3 protein-coding genes are annotated in these 18278 nt (G+C 45.0%); all 3 read right to left on the bottom strand.

Annotation, left to right across the window (positions count from 1 at the left end; genetic code table 11):
• Positions 1–489 precede the first annotated feature (489 nt).
• Genes B4V02_RS06335 through B4V02_RS06325 form a run of 3 tightly spaced genes read right to left on the bottom strand, consistent with a single transcriptional unit; the run spans position 490 to position 18232 of the window.
• Positions 490–5445, bottom strand: a complete 4956-nt coding sequence (locus B4V02_RS06335; protein ID WP_094154143.1) for a type I polyketide synthase — start codon at positions 5443–5445, stop codon at positions 490–492.
• Positions 5445–12467, bottom strand: a complete 7023-nt coding sequence (locus B4V02_RS06330; RefSeq protein WP_094154142.1) for a beta-ketoacyl synthase N-terminal-like domain-containing protein — start codon at positions 12465–12467, stop codon at positions 5445–5447. The genes B4V02_RS06335 and B4V02_RS06330 overlap by 1 nt, the downstream gene beginning before the upstream one ends.
• Before the next feature lie 14 nt (positions 12468–12481).
• Positions 12482–18232 (bottom strand): type I polyketide synthase, encoded by a 5751-nt coding sequence (locus tag B4V02_RS06325; RefSeq protein WP_167383748.1) that lies wholly within the window; start codon positions 18230–18232, stop codon positions 12482–12484.
• Positions 18233–18278 lie beyond the last annotated feature (46 nt).

Raw genomic sequence — 18278 nt, 5'->3', positions numbered from 1 at the left:
CCGTGGTACCACCCACATTCCGGAGTTTCCCGGACAGCCAGCGCGTAAAAAACGCTCAGTGCCCGTCAGCCTTACACTGACTCCGCTCATACGTATAACGCCCGCAACGCGCAGTACGGCTATTATGCAGGATGGTCCGCTGTTTGGCACAGTTACCCGTGCGCTCTCGGCAGGTGCTCCTCAATTGTTCGCCGCCTGTTCTCGGGGAGGTCATTCGTCCGCTCATCAAGGGAATTTTTACAGCCTGGAAATTCCTCTCTGCGCTTGTGGGTTCGGAGTACTTGGTCCCGTCATCAAATCATTTTTCATTATTTTATGATTTTAATGAACTGCTTCAACAAAGTCAAGACATTCTATAGCTTCTCTGCAACTTTGTATTATTGTCACAATAGGATACGAAGAGTTGCGACGAATGCAAAAAAGCAGCCTAAGCTTTAAAGCCTAAAACTGCTTTTTTAGTGTTTTGTTTTGTTTTATTTTTTTATCTAACTATATTTCTGTCTGCTCAGCGAAATTCCAGCAATTCTCAAGTCTATCTTCATGTTTTACAATCATGGAACGCGTTCTTAGTAGAGGGTGTAATGGTATGGCTGCAGTTGTAGCAACATTGAACAAAGGCCCTTCAATTGCTGGGTGGACCGTCTCATGTGGAACCCAGTAACGTTCTTTGGTAAAAGGATATGACGGCAGATGAAGGCGATGCGGCTTATCTTCCCCGTATAACTTGTTCCAATCAACATGCAAACCTCCTACCCACAACCCAGCTATACCTTCCATATCGCCTGAACCGATGTATGTCTCCAAAATAAAATCCAACTTGTCTGAATCATGAGTCCATGCTCTCTCTGGCGCTGTTTCTTCTCCGTGAATAAATTGCGCCATCTTATACTGCAGCTCATCCACAGAAGAAACAACAAATGAAACTCGCACAGGCATGGACTCCCGTCCAACTTGTAGCGTGTAGGCCAGTTCCCTAAGTCTTTCATAGCTTGCTCCCCGCTCTGATAAGCTATGAATCTTTAGAAATTGGAGCAGATTACACACGATCTGCTTAAGGTTTTCCTCTTTCTTGGCTGAAAGTGGAACAATAACAGACGTTTCTGTGCCTGAAAGCGTGCTTGTTCCCTTCGTTTCTGAGGGTACATATTCTTCCAGAATAAGATGAGCATTGCTTCCACTTGCGCCGAACGAGCTTATACCAGCCCGTCTAGGGAAAGAAGAGTATTCTCCGTTCATTTCGATTTCTGGCGCTACCCATGCTTCATGTTGTTGCTGAATTTGAAAAAATGAATTTTTAAAATCAATATAGGGATTGATTTCCTTGGCATGCAGTGAAGGAAATAGCTCCTTATATTTAAATTGAAGTAAAATCTTAGTTAGTCCTGCAATACCCGAAGCGGCTTCTAGATGTCCGATATTCGATTTAATAGACCCTATCGCACACTGTTGTTTGTTAAACCCACTCTCACTAAAAGCCAATTCAAGACCACGCATTTCTATCGGATCCCCTAATGAGGTCCCTGTGCCATGGGCTTCCACATAACCAATAGTTCGAGGATCAACCCCTGATTTCTTAATAGCGCTTGAAATGACTTCCGATTGGGCTACAGGGTCCGGCACCGTAGCTCCCGAAGTTTTCCCAACATGGTTCACTGCAGACCCTTTAATGATTCCATAGATGGGATAACCTTCTTTTTCTGCCTTGGATAGACTAGTTAAAAGAACTGCTCCAACCCCTTCACCGGGAACGTATCCGTCTCCGCCCTTACCGAAGCTTCGACATCTGCCGTCAGTCGAGAGAAACTGAGCTTGCTTCAAAAAAAGGTATTTGTGCGGATGAGTAACCAGGTTAACACCACCTGCAACAGCATAATCACATTCCCCCTGTCTAATGCTCTCACATGCTAAGTGAATAGCAGTTAGAGAAGAAGAACACATCGAATCTACAGCTATAGATGGCCCATGAAAATTCAGACAATACGAAACCATATTAGCTATTGATGAAGCGGCAATCCCAAATGCCAACGGCGTTCCACGCTGCGTCATCTCCGCACTAAACAGTTCATAGTTATTCCAAAATACCCCTGCAAATACCCCAACACTCTGATCACTGGTGGAAGGATATTGATGATGACTTTTATCAAGCGAAAACCCCGCATCTTCACAAGCTTCCCAAGCTGTCTGCAAAAACATTCTTGCCTGTGGGTCCATCATTTCCGCTTGCGCAGCTGATATATTGAAAAATAACGGGTCAAACTCATCAATTCGGCCCAGAAAACCACCGTAATTATAGATCTCTGTAACATCATAAGACAGTTTATTGTCTCGCCAACGCTCGGTAGGAATGTCGGAAATACAATCCCTCCCCTCTTTTAAATTAAGATATAATTGTTCTATGTTATCTGCCATTGGATATTTTCCGGATAGTCCCACAATAGCGATATCGTCATCTTGACCCCACTTTTTCTTAACAACTGATTCAGCTTCGTCTTCCCGGCCCGTGTTCATTTCCGTTAACCCAACAGAAATACCTGGATCTACCGTTATAATAGATTTCATCTGCTCCTTGATTGCCTGAACATCGCCATAGAGCACCACTGTATGAGTGCTTCCACTTGCCAACACAGCATCCAGTATACGAAGTCCATCGGCCGTGGGCAGCGCTTGGCTTCCTCCGGCTTTGTACAGCAGATCCTGCATATCTTCACTGATCCGCATACCGCCTTCGGACCACAGTGGCCAATTCACCGTAATGGTCTGTCCAAAACGCTCTCCCTGTTCTACCCGACTTTGCCGTTCCCATGCAAATGCATCCATCCATGCATTTGCACTCGAATAATCGGCTTGCCCCAAATTCCCGGTAACGGCTGAAGCAGATGAAAAAATGACGAAGCATTCCAGCGCATCATGCTTTGTTGCCTGATCCAGATTCCAGATACCACTGACTTTGGGTCGAAACACCTCATGTGCTTCATGCATTTGTTTATTGATAATAAACTGATCTTTTACGACACCTGCAGCATGAACCACTCCCGTTACAAAACCCCAATGATCACGAATATTGGCCATTATCTTTTCCATAGCACCCAGATCACCAACATCAGCCTGATAATACCGGACTTCTGCGCCCATTTGAACTAATAAGCGCATTTGCCTATTCTGTGGCTCAGTTAACCCGGATCTTCCAATCAATGCTATCTTAACCTTACATCTAGCTAAATGATTGGCAACATGAAATCCTAATCCACCAAGACCACCAGTAATTACATATACACCTTGCTCTTTAAAGGGAGAAGCCATTTCCTGAAACTTTTTTTCATACAGTTTATTGACAAAACGTTCAGTAGAATCGGTTGGATACAAAACTGTCCGGGCACCCTCTTCGAGATGATGGGCTTCCTGTATTAAAATATCCCTAATTTCCGCAGCCTGCCTTGTGGCCATATGTCTAATCATAATAATTTGACCATGAACTTTGTGATTTTCTAAAGAAGCTGTTTTCAGTAAACCCTCCAACGCATATACAGCTTTATGGTCTTTATCCACATCAGCAACAAGCTGAATCAGGATTTCTGAACTTCCTGATTTCTTAATGTGCGTCTGAATAAGATAAAAAACTTGTTCAAAACAATCCTCAAATTGATGGATGGACTGTGTACTAACAGAATTAAAGTCCAATATTTTCCATGCATCGTTACTTTGCCGTTCGAACCAAGATAACAGCTTTTTGCTTCCGTTATACATTAGCGTGATATGGAGATATTCAGGATACTGCACTTGGGTTGCCGGTATCGATTCACGGCTCCAGAAATGTTCAAAAAGTAATGCTTGAGGCAAACTAGACTGTGGATCGACAGCAACTTGCTGTCCCTGGTCTGTATGCTCCTCCTTTTCCTCTATGAACGCAGTCCCGCTATGTTCAAATAAAAATTCAGCTAATGCTGCAATGTTAGGATACTCAAACAAAAGTGTAGGGTATAATGCTCCGCTCACTTTCTCCTCTAAAACCTTTACCAGCTTCAACAATTCAATGGAATCCAATCCAAGCTCATAAAACCCTTGTTGTGTTCCAATCTCACTGGCAGGTACCTGAAGAACCCTTGAAATCTCCTCTTGCAAATAACGTTCAATAGCGGTTTTAAGAGTACGTTCGTTCTGTACAGTGGGCGTATCAGAATTGTCCTCGCTCCCCACATTTTCATTGAACGCTTGAGCATGATTTTCAAGTAAATATCCGGTCAGGCTGTCGATTGTGGAAAACTCAAATAGCAAAGTGGGATACATGATCGTGTCTACTCTTTCCTCCAGTACTTTAACCAATCGGAGCAGTTCGATAGAATCCAATCCTAATTCGTAAAATCCTGCACACACTTCTATCGTATCTGCATCTACCTTGAGTACCTTGGCAATCTCTTGCCGCAGGAAATTCTCAATAGCGATTTTAGTAGTTAAAAAAGAGAATTCGCTTTCTTCTATTCCCACATATCTATCTTTCGAAACAAGTTTTTTTTGTTGAACAGATTGCGCTTTATCCTTCTCCTCAGGCGGAGAAACCACAGGTTCCATCAGTTTTTGAATCAGTTGGGCGTCTCGGATACGTTTAACTGAAAAATTGTGGAATTCAACAGCCACCTCTCCTGCCTCACTATATACAGTGATATCTCGGGATATGAGATCTGGATTGATCAGTAGATCGTCTACAACTTCTCGTTCCTCTGTATACGTATAGATGGTGCTCGGAAGCCTTTGATAAATACAAAATCGTTCAATTGAAATAGGCATATAGGGCGAACCATCCTGGTTCACCCAATGTTGCGTTCCATTTTTGGAAAAAGACATTCCTGCCATCGATGCCCCATCCAACAATGCAGCATGCGCATAAAAATAATCGGCATCATTTTTCGCTAGCTCACTTAGCTGGAGCTTCATTACTTCCTGATTGCCCCGTTGGTAGACGTTCCCCAGTGTTTTCATAAAGGTGAAATGCCGAATTTTACATCGGCGGGCCAGTTCATACATCTCCTCCATATCCCACTGCTCTGTGGCATCATCCGCGAAGGCGGCAATATCGGGCCATGGGTTTATGGAAATATGCTCTGTTGTATACAACAAACAATTCATATTGATAACCTCAGATGTATCCACAGCTTCCTCATTCTTTACTTTTATACTGGTCACTTTCACCTCCCAATACCGTTCCTTTGGAATGAAAGTAACTAGAATCTGCTGGTCAAAATACTCGGATGTGATGATAGGCTGCATGAACAGGACATGACGTAATTCGATGGCCTGGGTTCCTAAATAGCAATCTGCCAGTCTATAGATCATATCCAGTAAAGCCACCCCGGGCAACGTGCGTATTTCGTGCACTTGATGATCCCGTACAATTAAATTGTTATGAGTTAGCCGCTGTGCATAGGTTTTGGGAGTTGTTCCTTTACTCATTACAGTTTCCCCTCCCTATAAATCTCAATGGGTTCAAAAAATTCCTGCTTCCATTCTTCCGCTTTCCGCGTGACCGGTTTTATCGATTCCAGAATATCCATTGGCTCTGGCCAATAACGCCGGCGGTTAAAGCGAATCCCTTCATCATCTGAACTCAATACAGCCTGAAGTGCATGTGGAACTCCCTCATTACTTACGATGATATGAGCATTATTCCCTCCAAGCCCAAACGAACTGATACCTGCACGTAAAATTCCCGCTATACCTGTCCACTTCGAATGGCGCTTTACAATATAAAACGGAGAGTCATCGAAATTAAACCGGGGGTTGGGATTGCTGCAATGCAGTGTTGCTGGCAGCTCTCCACTACTCATGGACAGTAAAACCTTGATGAAACTTGCTATCCCTGCTGCGCTAATCAGGTGTCCAATATTACTTTTAACACTACCAATTCCGCAAAACTGTTTGTTCCCTGTAAACTTTGAGAACACAGTTGTCAATGCTTTTAGTTCAATAGGATCACCGATAAGGGTACCCGTTCCATGGGCTTCCACATAGCTGATAGTCTCAGGATGAATATGGGCATCTGCAATCGCTTTTTCAATAAGTTCCTTCTGGGCCTCCGGGTTTGGAGTAGTAATACCCATGGTATTTCCATCGTTATTGAGCGCTGATCCGTCAATGACCCCATAGATTTTATTGTTATCCTTGATGGCTTGTTGCAGACGCTTTAGAACGACTACGCCACATCCTTCGCCCACACCAATACCATTAGCATCGGCACTGAATGCCTTAGAGCGCCCTTCAGGGGATATAATATTAGCGGCTCCTAGAAGTTGGTATATGGTCCCATCCAAAATAATGTCCACCCCTCCAGCCAGCGCAATCTCACTCTCACCGTTCAATACGCTTTTGGCCGCTACATGTATTGCAGTTAATGAACTGGAACAAGCTGTATCTACTATCATATTAGGACCTTTCAGATTATAGACATGAGCCAAATGGGCAGCAATAAAATTTTGACCGACACCGATAATGGTATCTTTATCGTTTCCTCTTAGCTTTTGATAATATTTATTGGTTCTCGCGCCCACAAATACACCCACTTGCTTATTCCATAAAGCTTCTTTTGTATATCCGGCATCTGCAATCGCACCCGCGCCACATTCCAGAATTTTACGCTGTAACGGATCAATTTGTATGGCAAGGGATGGAGGGATGTTAAAATAATCCGGATCAAAATCCTCAATGTGATCCATAAATCCGCCCACACCCTCAATTGCTTTTCCGGCGACCGTTTGCCTAATATGTCCCACCCTTGAGATGGGGGCTTCACGTATACTATCCATACCATTCTTCAGATTAAGCCAAAATTCATATTTATTATGAGCATCCGGGAATTGACAATCAATTCCTATTATAGCTATTTTATCGTTTTTATCTAAATCATTTTCTTTCCTGTCTAAGAACGATTTATTTTCTTTTAATGCTGTATTTTCTTTTAATAAGGAAAAAACGGGATTCTGCTCACATTCCGTATTTGTTGCTTCCTGTGCTTGGCTTTTTTCTATGTTAAAAAAAGACTCAAGTATATCCGGGTGATTCTCAGTTAGATAGGCTGTCAAGCTTTTCATGGTTGGATACTCCAAAATTATGGACGGATCAAGCGAGACTTCCTTTAATTCATAGTCCATTCTAGTGATGACCTGAGCCAGCAAAATCGAATCCATTCCATATTCCTGAAATGGAGTATCCGGTTTGAATTCGGCTTTGTCAATTCTCAATTCTTTGGCAAAAAGTGAAACCAACCATGATTGTGTTTTTTCCGTAAGATCAATTTTATCCAGATACCCACTTCCTAGCATTTGCATGGGAGCCTGTACTGGTCCTCTTTCCTCTTTTACGAACTCTGTTGCCGAGAGCCTGCGGTTCATTAACTGAGTAGGGTCCCATATAACCGGATTTACCCATGCAGGAAGAATGACTCGATAGCGGGAATCTGCCAAAAGACTGTCCAACATATTCAATCCTTCTTCGTTGGACATACTGAGCAAACCTGCTTGTTTGTATGGTTTACTGGTGACCTCTCCCATACCCACTTCCCTCCAGCTAGGCCACTGGATACTCATTATCGGACAAGTTCCTGCTACCGACTCGGCAAAATAATCCATATATGCATTGGCCATTGCGTAGTCGCTGATCCCTGCACCAAGTGCTGGAATAATGGCAGACACTGAAGAAAATAGCACAAAGAAGCGCAGAGGCTCGTTCATGAAACTTTGATACATGACATTTAGACCCAACACTTTGGGATTCAATACCTGTCCTATCACCTGTGGAGATTTTCTTATAAAAGCCAGATTTTCCAAATCGGCCAAACCCGCACAATGAATGACGCCACCAATAGGGCCCATAAAACGCTTGACGGTTTCCACAGTAATTCGCATGGCCTCCGCGTCTGATAACTCAACCGACAGGACAAATACTTCTACTCCAAGGCGTTCGATACTTTGGATTGCCCGTATCTTTGCAGCAGTTGCGCTATCAACTGCCTCAAGCGAATTCCATTGCTCTTTCGGTGGCAGTTGTTCCCTACCCGATAGCATCAGCTTCTTCACGCCATAATGCTGTACAAAGTGACGTGCACAGAGTAGGCCCAGTCCTTTCGTTCCCCCTGTCACCCATAAAACATGATTTTCGGGGAATTTCCGTTCATGAACTGGATTATGCTGTACGTTGACTTCATTCAAAAACGCGCAATATCTCTGTCCATCGCGGTAAGACACTTCAGTATCCTCATTGTTGTCCATGTATTCGCAGGCAATTTGCTCTGCAAACAATCTATCAGCCATTCCAGATTGTCCATCCATATGACGTGAGCGGATATAGCTGTACTCACTTTGCAGCATGCGATACAAACCAACGTTCAAAGCTCCTGATAAATTGATTTTTTCATTCCGATAAGATTCCAAGTCTTTTGTAACACAAAGCAACATCAAATTGTTTCTATTCCCATACTCAATAAGCTTTTGCAGCCAGGAAATGTATTCAACTTCCGGCTCCTGAGCATAACCGCAGCCAATCAGGTCAATACAGCCCGTATACTTATTCCACATGTGATCCTGCATCAACAGATCATCTTTAATTTCATCTCTACCTAATATTCGCACATCTGAAAAATAAGAAGCCAGACAGGCTGCAAGCTCTCCTGTATCATGAGTGGACAAGATTGCAACTGTACCAACAGCATCATTTTTTCCGACAAGCGGACTTGCTGCCCATTGCTTCGTTGTATATGACAATTTTCGAGTTTCTGATCTGTGATGATCGTCCATATTAGCTTTCCGCGAATCTGGAGCAATGGTAGCTGTATCTGAGATAGTTTGTTTTTGGGGCACCCAAAACTTTTCCTTGCCAAAAGGATAAGTGGGCAATGAAACTCTGGAATATCCCCCATTTACAAATAATTGATGGTAATTCAGCCCGTATCCCTGCATATACAATTCAGCTACAGCAGACAAATTTCTAGCAAAAAGAGTTTTATCATTTTCTTTTATACATTTCATAATGCATTCGTTTCCATGCTGTTTTAATTCCGGATCATCCCTAATCTCAGATCCATTCAGGGTAGAAACATACATATTCGCAGTTCTTCCCGTTTCCAGCCAGTTATCCAGTATATTAGCAAGCTCATTCGTATGACTTACAATGCATGCCAGCCGATGATCAAGGTGCTTACGGCCCAGCAACAAGGTGTAGCTCATATTACCTAAATCCAGCTCTTCCTCCTTCTTACAATAAGTGCTCAATTGCTGGGCTTGCTGCTGCAACTGTTCTTCTGTCCGTGCAGACAGAACGATTAAATAACTGGAGACAGGTGCATAATACCGATTCATTTCAGGAGCTTCTTCAATCACCATATGAGCATTGGTACCGCTGAATCCAAAAGAGCTTATAGCCGCGCAACGTTTTGTATTCCAAGGAACAGACCACTCCTTGAAACTTGTATTCACATAGAAGGGACTATTGTCCATTTTAATATTCATGTTTCCATGTTGATAATGGAGGGAAGGAACCATTTGACGATGCTGCAAAGAAAGTAATATTTTCAGCACTCCAGCTATACCAGAAGCATATTGGGTATGACCAAGATTCGATTTAATGGTACCTAATGCACAATAGCTCTTCTTATTAGTGTATTTGGAAAATGCCCGGTTCAAGGCCTTATACTCTATAGGATCACCTAGCTGTGTGCCTGTCCCATGCGCTTCAACCATTTGTATATTTTCTGGATGGATCCCAAAACGGTCGAATACAGTCTGTTCCAAACGTTCCTGAGATTTCGCGCTTGGTGCTGTAATCCCATTAGTAAAACCATCCTGATTGACCGCAGTACCTTTAATGACACCGTATATGTGGTCACCATCGGCAATAGCCTCCTCTAAACGCTTCAGAACAACTACACCCGCTCCTTCTCCTGGCACAAATCCATCTGCTTTATCATCAAAAGCATGGCACCGTCCAGTTGGGGACAACATATTGGCACGATTGGAATGCACATAAAAATTGGGAGTTGTCTGAACAAATATGCCGCCCGCCAAGGCCATGTCTATTTCTCTCGTCCAGAGCCCCTGACAGGCCATATGAATCGCTACCAGTGAACTGGAACAAGCCGTATCTACTGCAATCGCTGGTCCATGCAAATCTAGGTAGTAAGAGATTCTGGCAGGGAGAATAGAGCTGGCGTTTCCCCAAAAGGCTTGGGCTGGAGGGTTATCATCGATCCATTCTGTATAATCGGAAGGACCACAACCTACATAAACGCCACAGTCTTTACCCTGTACCCCTGAACCCGCATATCCGGCATCCTCCAAGGCTTTCCAAGATTCTTCGAGAAAAATACGTTGCTGCGGGTCCATGTATGCAGCTTCCAGTCCTGTAATGTTAAAAAATCTGGGATCAAATCGGTCAATATCTTCTATAAAACTGCCATAGTTACAATACCCTTTACCTTGATCGTAATAATCGGATAAATTCCACCGGGATACCTCCTGAATCAAGTCGTTTCCATGAACTAAGTGATCCCACAATTCCTCAACCGATGCCGACTGGGCAAAGCGCCCGCTCATACCGATTATGGCGATATCATCTTTTTTATCTTGTATTGGAATTCCTTCAGAAATCTTTTTATTTAAAATAGAGTCATTTCTAGCAGGTAGACCGGCATTGTCGCTTGCTTTTGTTGTTTTTTCGTTGGCAGATATCTCTTTTGGAGACAAGCCGTCAGATTGAAACCGGGTGGTCCATGTCCGTGCAACTACGCCCTGATGCTGTGACAAAATATAGGAGGACAATTGGCGAATCGAGCTATAATCAAATAAATCAGTAGTTTCCAATTCAATGCCAAGCGTATGGTTAATCGCTTGAATAAATTGGACTCCCGTAATAGAGTCAATACCATAATCAGAAAAAGACTCCTCAGAATCTATCATATTAACTTCAACTTTAAGAGTAATGGACAAATGTTGAAGCAGAGTTTGTTTTACAAAATACTGCACATTCTGTTCTGAAGGAGACAGCAGCCGAGAAGGGAGTACCGGTGACAAAACATCCTTATACTGTGACAAGATGTATGCTGCAAGCAAATTAACCGAGTTGTAATCAAATAGATCAGTGTTTTCAAGTTCGATGTGCAATATGCGATTAATGCTCTGCACCAATTGTGTTCCCGTGATAGAATCGACACCGAAATCGGAGAACGAATCATCATGGTCAATCAGGTGAGCCATTACCTTTAAAGATTCTGATAATGTATGGACAATGCATTCTTTCACATATACTTCGATATCCATTCCATTCGATTTAAGATTGGTCTGTATTGAGGCACCAGATGATGGCTGACTTGAAACCGACGTTCTTCCCCTGTCCCGCTTCGTACCTCGAGTGACTTGAACTATACCATCACTTTGCGCACTAATAATCTGCTGCCCAAGCTGGGTTTCTTCCGCTGCCAAAAAGCCAACATGGTGATACCCTTCGATTTCCAATAGTTTTTTCCACTGAGTTGGATATAAGCCTGGACATCCCTGAATACGTACGGCAGGATCTTCATACATCCACCATCCCTCCAACAAACCGAAGGTCAGATGAGTAAAGATGGATTTATCTGAAATTTCATTTAAGAGAATCAGACCGTTATTAGAGATCAAGCTCTTAGCATTGCGCAGGGTTCTTCGGATATTCCGGGTAGCATGCAATACGTTAGCCGCAATGACAATGTCATATTTCCCCACCTCAATCCCTTGCTCGGTTACGGCTTCTTCAATATTTAAAACCTCGAATTTCAGAAAAGGATTCTGTTCTCCATAAACTCGTTCCCCATGCTTTAGAAAAGCTTTAGAAATGTCTGTATAACAATATTCCTCAATATATTGTTGGAATGGCTTTAGTTTATCGAGAACTATTGATGTTGTTCCTCCTGTTCCTGCACCAATTTCCAGAATACGTATTTTTGTTCCTCTATGTTGCTTTAGTCTGTGTTGCAAGAAAGCAGTTACCTGATCCGAGAGCACTTCATTAAAATAGTCAGCAACCTTGTTATGCTTGTAAATACCTTCGACAAGGTGCATGGAACCTTTGGGAAACATAATGTCAGTTGCTGGAACTTTTCCGGTTAAGATCTCTGGCAGTGCTTTTAACGTAGCTTCAACCAGTAGAACCTGGGCTCTCAAATTAGCATCTTTAGTCCAATGCTGTTTGCTTTGTTCCCATTTCTCCCAAACTTCTTGAATATCGGATACGGTAGAGACAACGGCTGGATTACGAGTAAAGATATCCAAACTTTCTTTCATCCATAACCTATATAACTCCTTTAATCCGTATCTTACCCACAAACGATCATCTTCTGGATTTGCGTTCAGCAGCCCCACAGCTTGCAGCTGAGCCTGTAATATCTGAATTAAAAGTCTATCTACGGCTTTTATTTGTTCTCGGTAAATGTCAAATTGCTCACCATTCTTCATGGTTGTCCTCCTTGTTAATGAGTGTATACAATTTGCTTCTCCCAGCTCACTTTCTTGATTCCCAACGGATCTGTCGTTCGCATGACCCCCAACTGGTGCAGTTGTCCCGCTACCAGTTGCTCCAATATTCGCATCCCCTCTTCCGTCCGTATGGATTGGATCCCTAGCCGCTCCATCTGCTTGCGGTATCGTTCCCCTGATACCACCCCGACCTGGCCCCAATACCCCCAGTTCACCACCTTCACCTCACACGACCACTCTACAGATAGCTGGTGCGCGAATGCATCCTTAAAGGTACAGCCTGACACATAGTTGCTTTGCCCCGCTGCCTTGGTGAATGCGTTAAAGGAAGAGAAGAACAATACAAAATCCAATGCTTCTCCTTGAAATGCTCTCGCCAGATGTACACTCACATCTACCTTGGCCTGCAGCGATTTACAGAATTCTTCCTCCTCCATCTGTCCCAAACTCCGGTCTGACAGCACGATCGCCGAGTGTACCACACCATGGATATCTCCATACGCCTGACGCACTGCTCGGCACGCTTCTCCCAAGGCGGTCTCGTCCATCGCATCCGCTGCGATATACATCGGCTCGGGTCCTATCTCCGCTAACCGTTCCCGCTTGCCTCGTATGGCTTCATCCTCTGCTCGCCGCCCGATCAAAACGATCTGCGCCTGATACGTACGGATCATATATTCACTCCAGACGGTTCCCAATCCGCCCGCTCCCCCTATGACTACATACACGCCCCCATGGCGGTAGCGCGTCGGATAACCCATTTCCATCGTCACAGGGACAAGTTCCTGGCGGTACCATTCTCCTTCCCGGTACACAAGCCCGTCTCCTTCTGCATTGGGCGGCAGGGACAGCAGCTCAGACCATGGCCACTCCACTCCCGCTTCCATATCCGCTAACCGTACCTCCCAGTGGCTATATTCCTTTGCCATCGAACCGATAAAACCGTGTACACTCGCGTGGGTCGGATCGACCTCGTCGTACTTATTTACCGGTTGGGCTTGAACCGTAATGACCGTCCATTCTAGCGTCCGCTGTCCATACCCCAGCTGCAGCATACTTTTGACGAGTCGGAATAACTGGATTACCCCGTCTTCTTGACCCTCAATTATCCGCTTCTCTCCCATGGCTGGGATTTCCGCTTCCGGGCCGATCCAGATTACATGGCCGATGCTTCCGCAAGCCTCCAGTTTCCCCTGAATGTCCTCCACCGGCTCTCCTGTCTGGATAGGCACGACCTGCGCCTGCGGGTAGTATGCCATCACGGCTTCCCGGCGCTCCCGGCTCCCGCCAATCAGAACTATGCCGCTTCCAGCAGACCCGGAAAGGTCCGCTCCTTCCGTGATCCTGCACGGCTCCCATACGGGCGCTACAATCACGGTCTCTGCTGCTTCTACTTCTACTTCAGACTGCGCCAAAGGATACATCAAAGACTGCGTTAAAGAACGCGAGCCCCCTCCCTGCAGCCGTGAGGTAAATCCGCGTAGACTTACGCATAGCCTGCCAGTGTCATCGTAGACATCGACACTCCGTTTTTGCACTCGCTCTTCCTGTACTCGTTCCCCTTCTTCGCTTATGTGTACCCACATCTGGCTCGTACACGGACCGTACACGGTCAGCTCCCGCAGGCTAAATGGCAGGGCTGGAGCGCCCGCTGTGTTTTCTTGCGGCGCCAGTAGGGTCAGCCCAATGACCGCCTGCAACGCCCCATCCATCAAGCTGGGATGAAGCACGTAATCGTGGGCTGTTGCCGACACACTAGGAGGCAACGACACTCTCGCCCATACCTGACCCGCTCCAGCCTGTACGCTTTCCAGCGAGCGCTGGCCTGCTCCATATTCAATCCCCATCGCCCCAAACGCTTCGTAACAGGCGGTAATCGGCACCTCTTGTGCACCCGCAGCCCGGTGCTCCGCAATCCGCTTCGCTATATCCTCCCGCACGCTTTTCACGTTGGTCACCACACGAGCGGTTCCTTGGCTGTACACCACATCTTCCGTTGATCCCTTGTAGATTTCATAACCGATGTCACCTTCCTCGCCCGCCATCAGTCGGAGCCTTACCTCCACCGGCTGCTCTTCGACTGTGATGGGCTGCATCCAGGTTACTTGCTGCAATTGCAGCGTAAGCCACTCTCCTGGCTTCACCTCCAGCGCCTGCTCCACCGCTGTTCGGGCCATTTCCAGATAGGCTACCCCTGGCAGCATCTTACGTTCCTGCACTCTGTGATCCGTCAGGAAAAATTCCTCACCGCTAAACGTGGAAGCATACCGCTGCTCCGACAATACCGAGATATTCCGGTGCAGCAACGGATGCAATCGAGAATCCGTATCCTCCCGGCTTCGCCCGGTCGCTTCCTTCCCTTCCGCCTGCGGAACCCAGTACCGATCCCGCGCAAATGGATAGGTGGGTAGGCTGATTCGGAGCGGCCGGTTTTCTCCGTACAGCGCCTGCCAGTTCATGCTCAAGCCCTTAACCCATAAATCCAACAGCTTGGCATATTTCCCTTTATAAATCCACTGACGGATCGTCTCCTGCATATCCTCATCTGTCTCCAGGGCGGATATCGTTTCCTTGTAGCGCTTGACATTTCCACGAAACCATCTGCCAGCTTTCTGATGCTCCGCATATTCCCTCAGCTGTGCTGCTAAATCCGAGACGGATTCCACGATTAGTCCCAGTCGTTCTTCCATGGCTTCCCGTCCGACCTGTAGGGTATAGGCGATGGACTCCAGCTCGTCGTCACCGTAATCTCCCTGCTCCATCGCCTCAAGCAATTGGAGCACTTGCTCTTGCAGCCGCTGCTCATCCTTGCCTGACAGAACAATCATCACGGGGGTGCGTGGCGCAGCGCCGAAATGGTCCATACGGTTCTCCTGCGGAATGTATTCCTCCACCAGTACATGTGCATTCGCTCCTCCGGCTCCAAAGGATGAAATGCCTGCAATACGCGGAGAATCCTTTACCGTACCATTCATTTCAATCTGAGGTCGTTTCCATTCTGCCAATTCCTGCTGGAGTACAAAAGGAGTATCCTCAAATGGGATCTCCGGATTCTGCGTCTTTGAATGCAGCGTTGGAGCCAATTGACCATGCTTCATTTGCATCAATACTTTGGTTAAAGCCGCAATGCCAGCCGCGCTTTCACAATGTCCGATATTGGACTTAACAGAGCCAAGAGAACAAAATTGCTTGTCAAAGGTAGATTTTTCATAGGCCTGCTTCAAGCCTTCTATTTCAATGGGATCACCTAGAGCTGTTCCTGTACCGTGCGCTTCCACATAACTAACGGACCTTGGATGAATTCCAGCGCGTTCCAGTGCATCGGAAACAACTTGCGACTGTGCCGCGGGATTAGGCACCGTATAGCCGTTAGTTTTTCCTCCAGAGTTCAACATGCTTCCACGAATAATTCCATAAATATGATCACCGTCTGCTACTGCCCTATGGAGAGGCTTTAGAATGACGGCTCCTACACCTTCACCATCAACAAAGCCATCTGCCTCATCACCAAAAGACTTGCATTGTTGACCTTTACTTAACATATTCATGTCAGTTAATTTCAAGTAGTGGGCGGGATCTACAATCAAATTAACTCCACCTGCAATAGCACAATCACTAGTTCCACTTCGCAAACTTTCTATCGCCAAATGAAGAGCTGTCAGCGAAGAAGAACAGGCCGTATCTACCGCTAGACTAGGCCCCCGGAAATCAAGAGTGTACGAGATTCGATTAGCGACAGACCAGTATGAAGCTCCTGTCGGATAATGTGCATTCATAACCCCCACAAACACCCCGACTCTTTGATGATCACCGAGAGAAGTAGGAGTATACCCTGCATCTTCAATTGTGGTATAAACAGTTTCCAAAAAAACGCGTTCCTGCGGATCCATTAATTCTGCTTCTCGGGGGGATATACGAAAAAATAAAGGGTCGAATTTATCAGCATCTTCAATAAATCCACCCCATTTTGTATAAATTGATCCTTTCGTACCTTTCGCTCCTTTGAAATAATCCGCCCAATTCCATCGGTTCTGTGGAATCTCCTGAATACAATTTTTCCCTTTCTGAATATTATTCCAAAAGTCATTAATATTTTTAGCTTGCGCATAACGTCCGGACAAACCAATTACAGCCACTTCACGGTCAAAATTAGAGTCCTCATCTGGCTTAAAATCAAGCTCAGCAGGCAGATAGCGATGATTTTCAAAAGCGTTGGTCCGTATTCGTACATTGGGGGAATTTAGGGTTGTATAATTCTGTATCGCCCGCTCCCCCTTCGGTTCCTCTTCAATACCGACAAGTGTTATTAAATCTGCTTCTCTTGTACGGATAAAATGATCCACCAATTCATGGATCGTTGAGTGCTCAAAAAATAAAGTACTGCTTACATTTTTCATTATTTTTTTGAATTCACTTGTCAATTGAACCACAAGAATAGAATCCAGACCGTAATCGGCTAAAGGCTTCTCACTGTCCAACTGCTCTGGAGGAATTTTAAACACCTTGCCAATTAGCGTTTTAAAGAAGTGTTCACTTTTTTGACGAAACAGGCCTCCGTTAATTTGAGGCATATGTGTCGCTACTGGCACCTGATTCCATCGCTGACGTGTGTAAATCTCTGTCTCTTCGTGTTGCCCGCCCCTAAGCGATATATTTAGCTGCTTTTTTTGACGAATAACGCCATCACTTTCAGCCCGAATAATTTGTTGTCCCAATCGATGTTCCCCTGCCGCAGGAAAAGTTACTGAATGAAACCCTTCATGATGCAGCACTTTCTCCCACATTTCAGGATAAAGCCCCGGACACCCCGGGATACGTACTGCCGTATCCTCATACATCCACCACCCTTCCAACAAACCAAAAGTCAAATGCGTAAATAGGGTATTAGCGGTAACCTCATTTAAAAGAAGCCATCCATTCCGAGACGTACAAGCTTTTACATTCCTTAATGTGTGCCTTATATTGTGAGTGGCGTGCAGCACATTAGTGGCGATAATCAAATCAAAACCACCTTCATCAATGTTCTGTGCGGCAACAGGCTCTTCAATATTCAAAAGCTTATACGTCATCGGTATTTTTCGTGAGTTGTACTTCTCCTGCGCATGGATGAGGAAAGCTCTAGATACGTCAGTATAGCAATATTCTTCAATATATTCTTGAAAAGGTTCCAGTCTGCTTAACACCGCCTCGCTGGTCCCCCCGGTGCCCGCCCCGATTTCCAATATGCGAATACGTGCAGACAAGTTTCGATCGATACAACCCGTAACATATGCAACAACTTGATCGGACAAAATATCGTTAAAATAGTCGGCAACAGGATTGTTCTGGTAAACATTCTCCACCAGCTTCATAGATCCATTCGGAAACATAATATCGGTAGCAGGATAAGCCCCGCTCAGAATACCCGGCAAATGAAACAACATTGGCTCTAACAGATGAATTCTGGATTGTAAATCTGGATTGTACAAAATCCATTCCTTCTTTTTTTTGTCCCATTCTTCCACAAGTTCATCTAATGGCATAAAACTAGACTCCTCGTTTCTAGCCAGTATGGCTAAACTTTCGTTTAGCCACTTCATGTACATGCTGTTAATTTTCCCGTTCACACGTATCCCGTTGATTTCCAAATTACAATCCGGGTACACTCCTAATTGTTTTAGCTGGCTGCCTAACCATTTCAGAAGGAATGTGTTCATCAAGTTCATCGACTCGTTAAATAAATCCAGACGCTTCGTTATTTTCATGACCATCTCTCCATCTGCTTATTTCCGCCGGACCATTAGGGGCATA

It is taken from the genome of Paenibacillus kribbensis (assembly GCF_002240415.1).
In the GTDB taxonomy this organism is placed as follows: Bacteria; Bacillota; Bacilli; order Paenibacillales; family Paenibacillaceae; genus Paenibacillus; species Paenibacillus kribbensis.
Note: the sequence above shows the minus strand (reverse complement) of the source record. Positions and strands in the feature narration are given on the sequence as shown.

Bases quoted from the DNA above. Each gene is read 5' to 3' on its own strand.
- B4V02_RS06335 (WP_094154143.1), bottom strand. From the start codon at position 5,445: ATGAGTAAAGGAACAACTCCCAAAACCTATGCACAGCGGCTAACTCAT.
- B4V02_RS06330 (WP_094154142.1), bottom strand. From the start codon at position 12,467: ATGAAGAATGGTGAGCAATTTGACATTTACCGAGAACAAATAAAAGCC.
- B4V02_RS06325 (WP_167383748.1), bottom strand. From the start codon at position 18,232: ATGAAAATAACGAAGCGTCTGGATTTATTTAACGAGTCGATGAACTTG.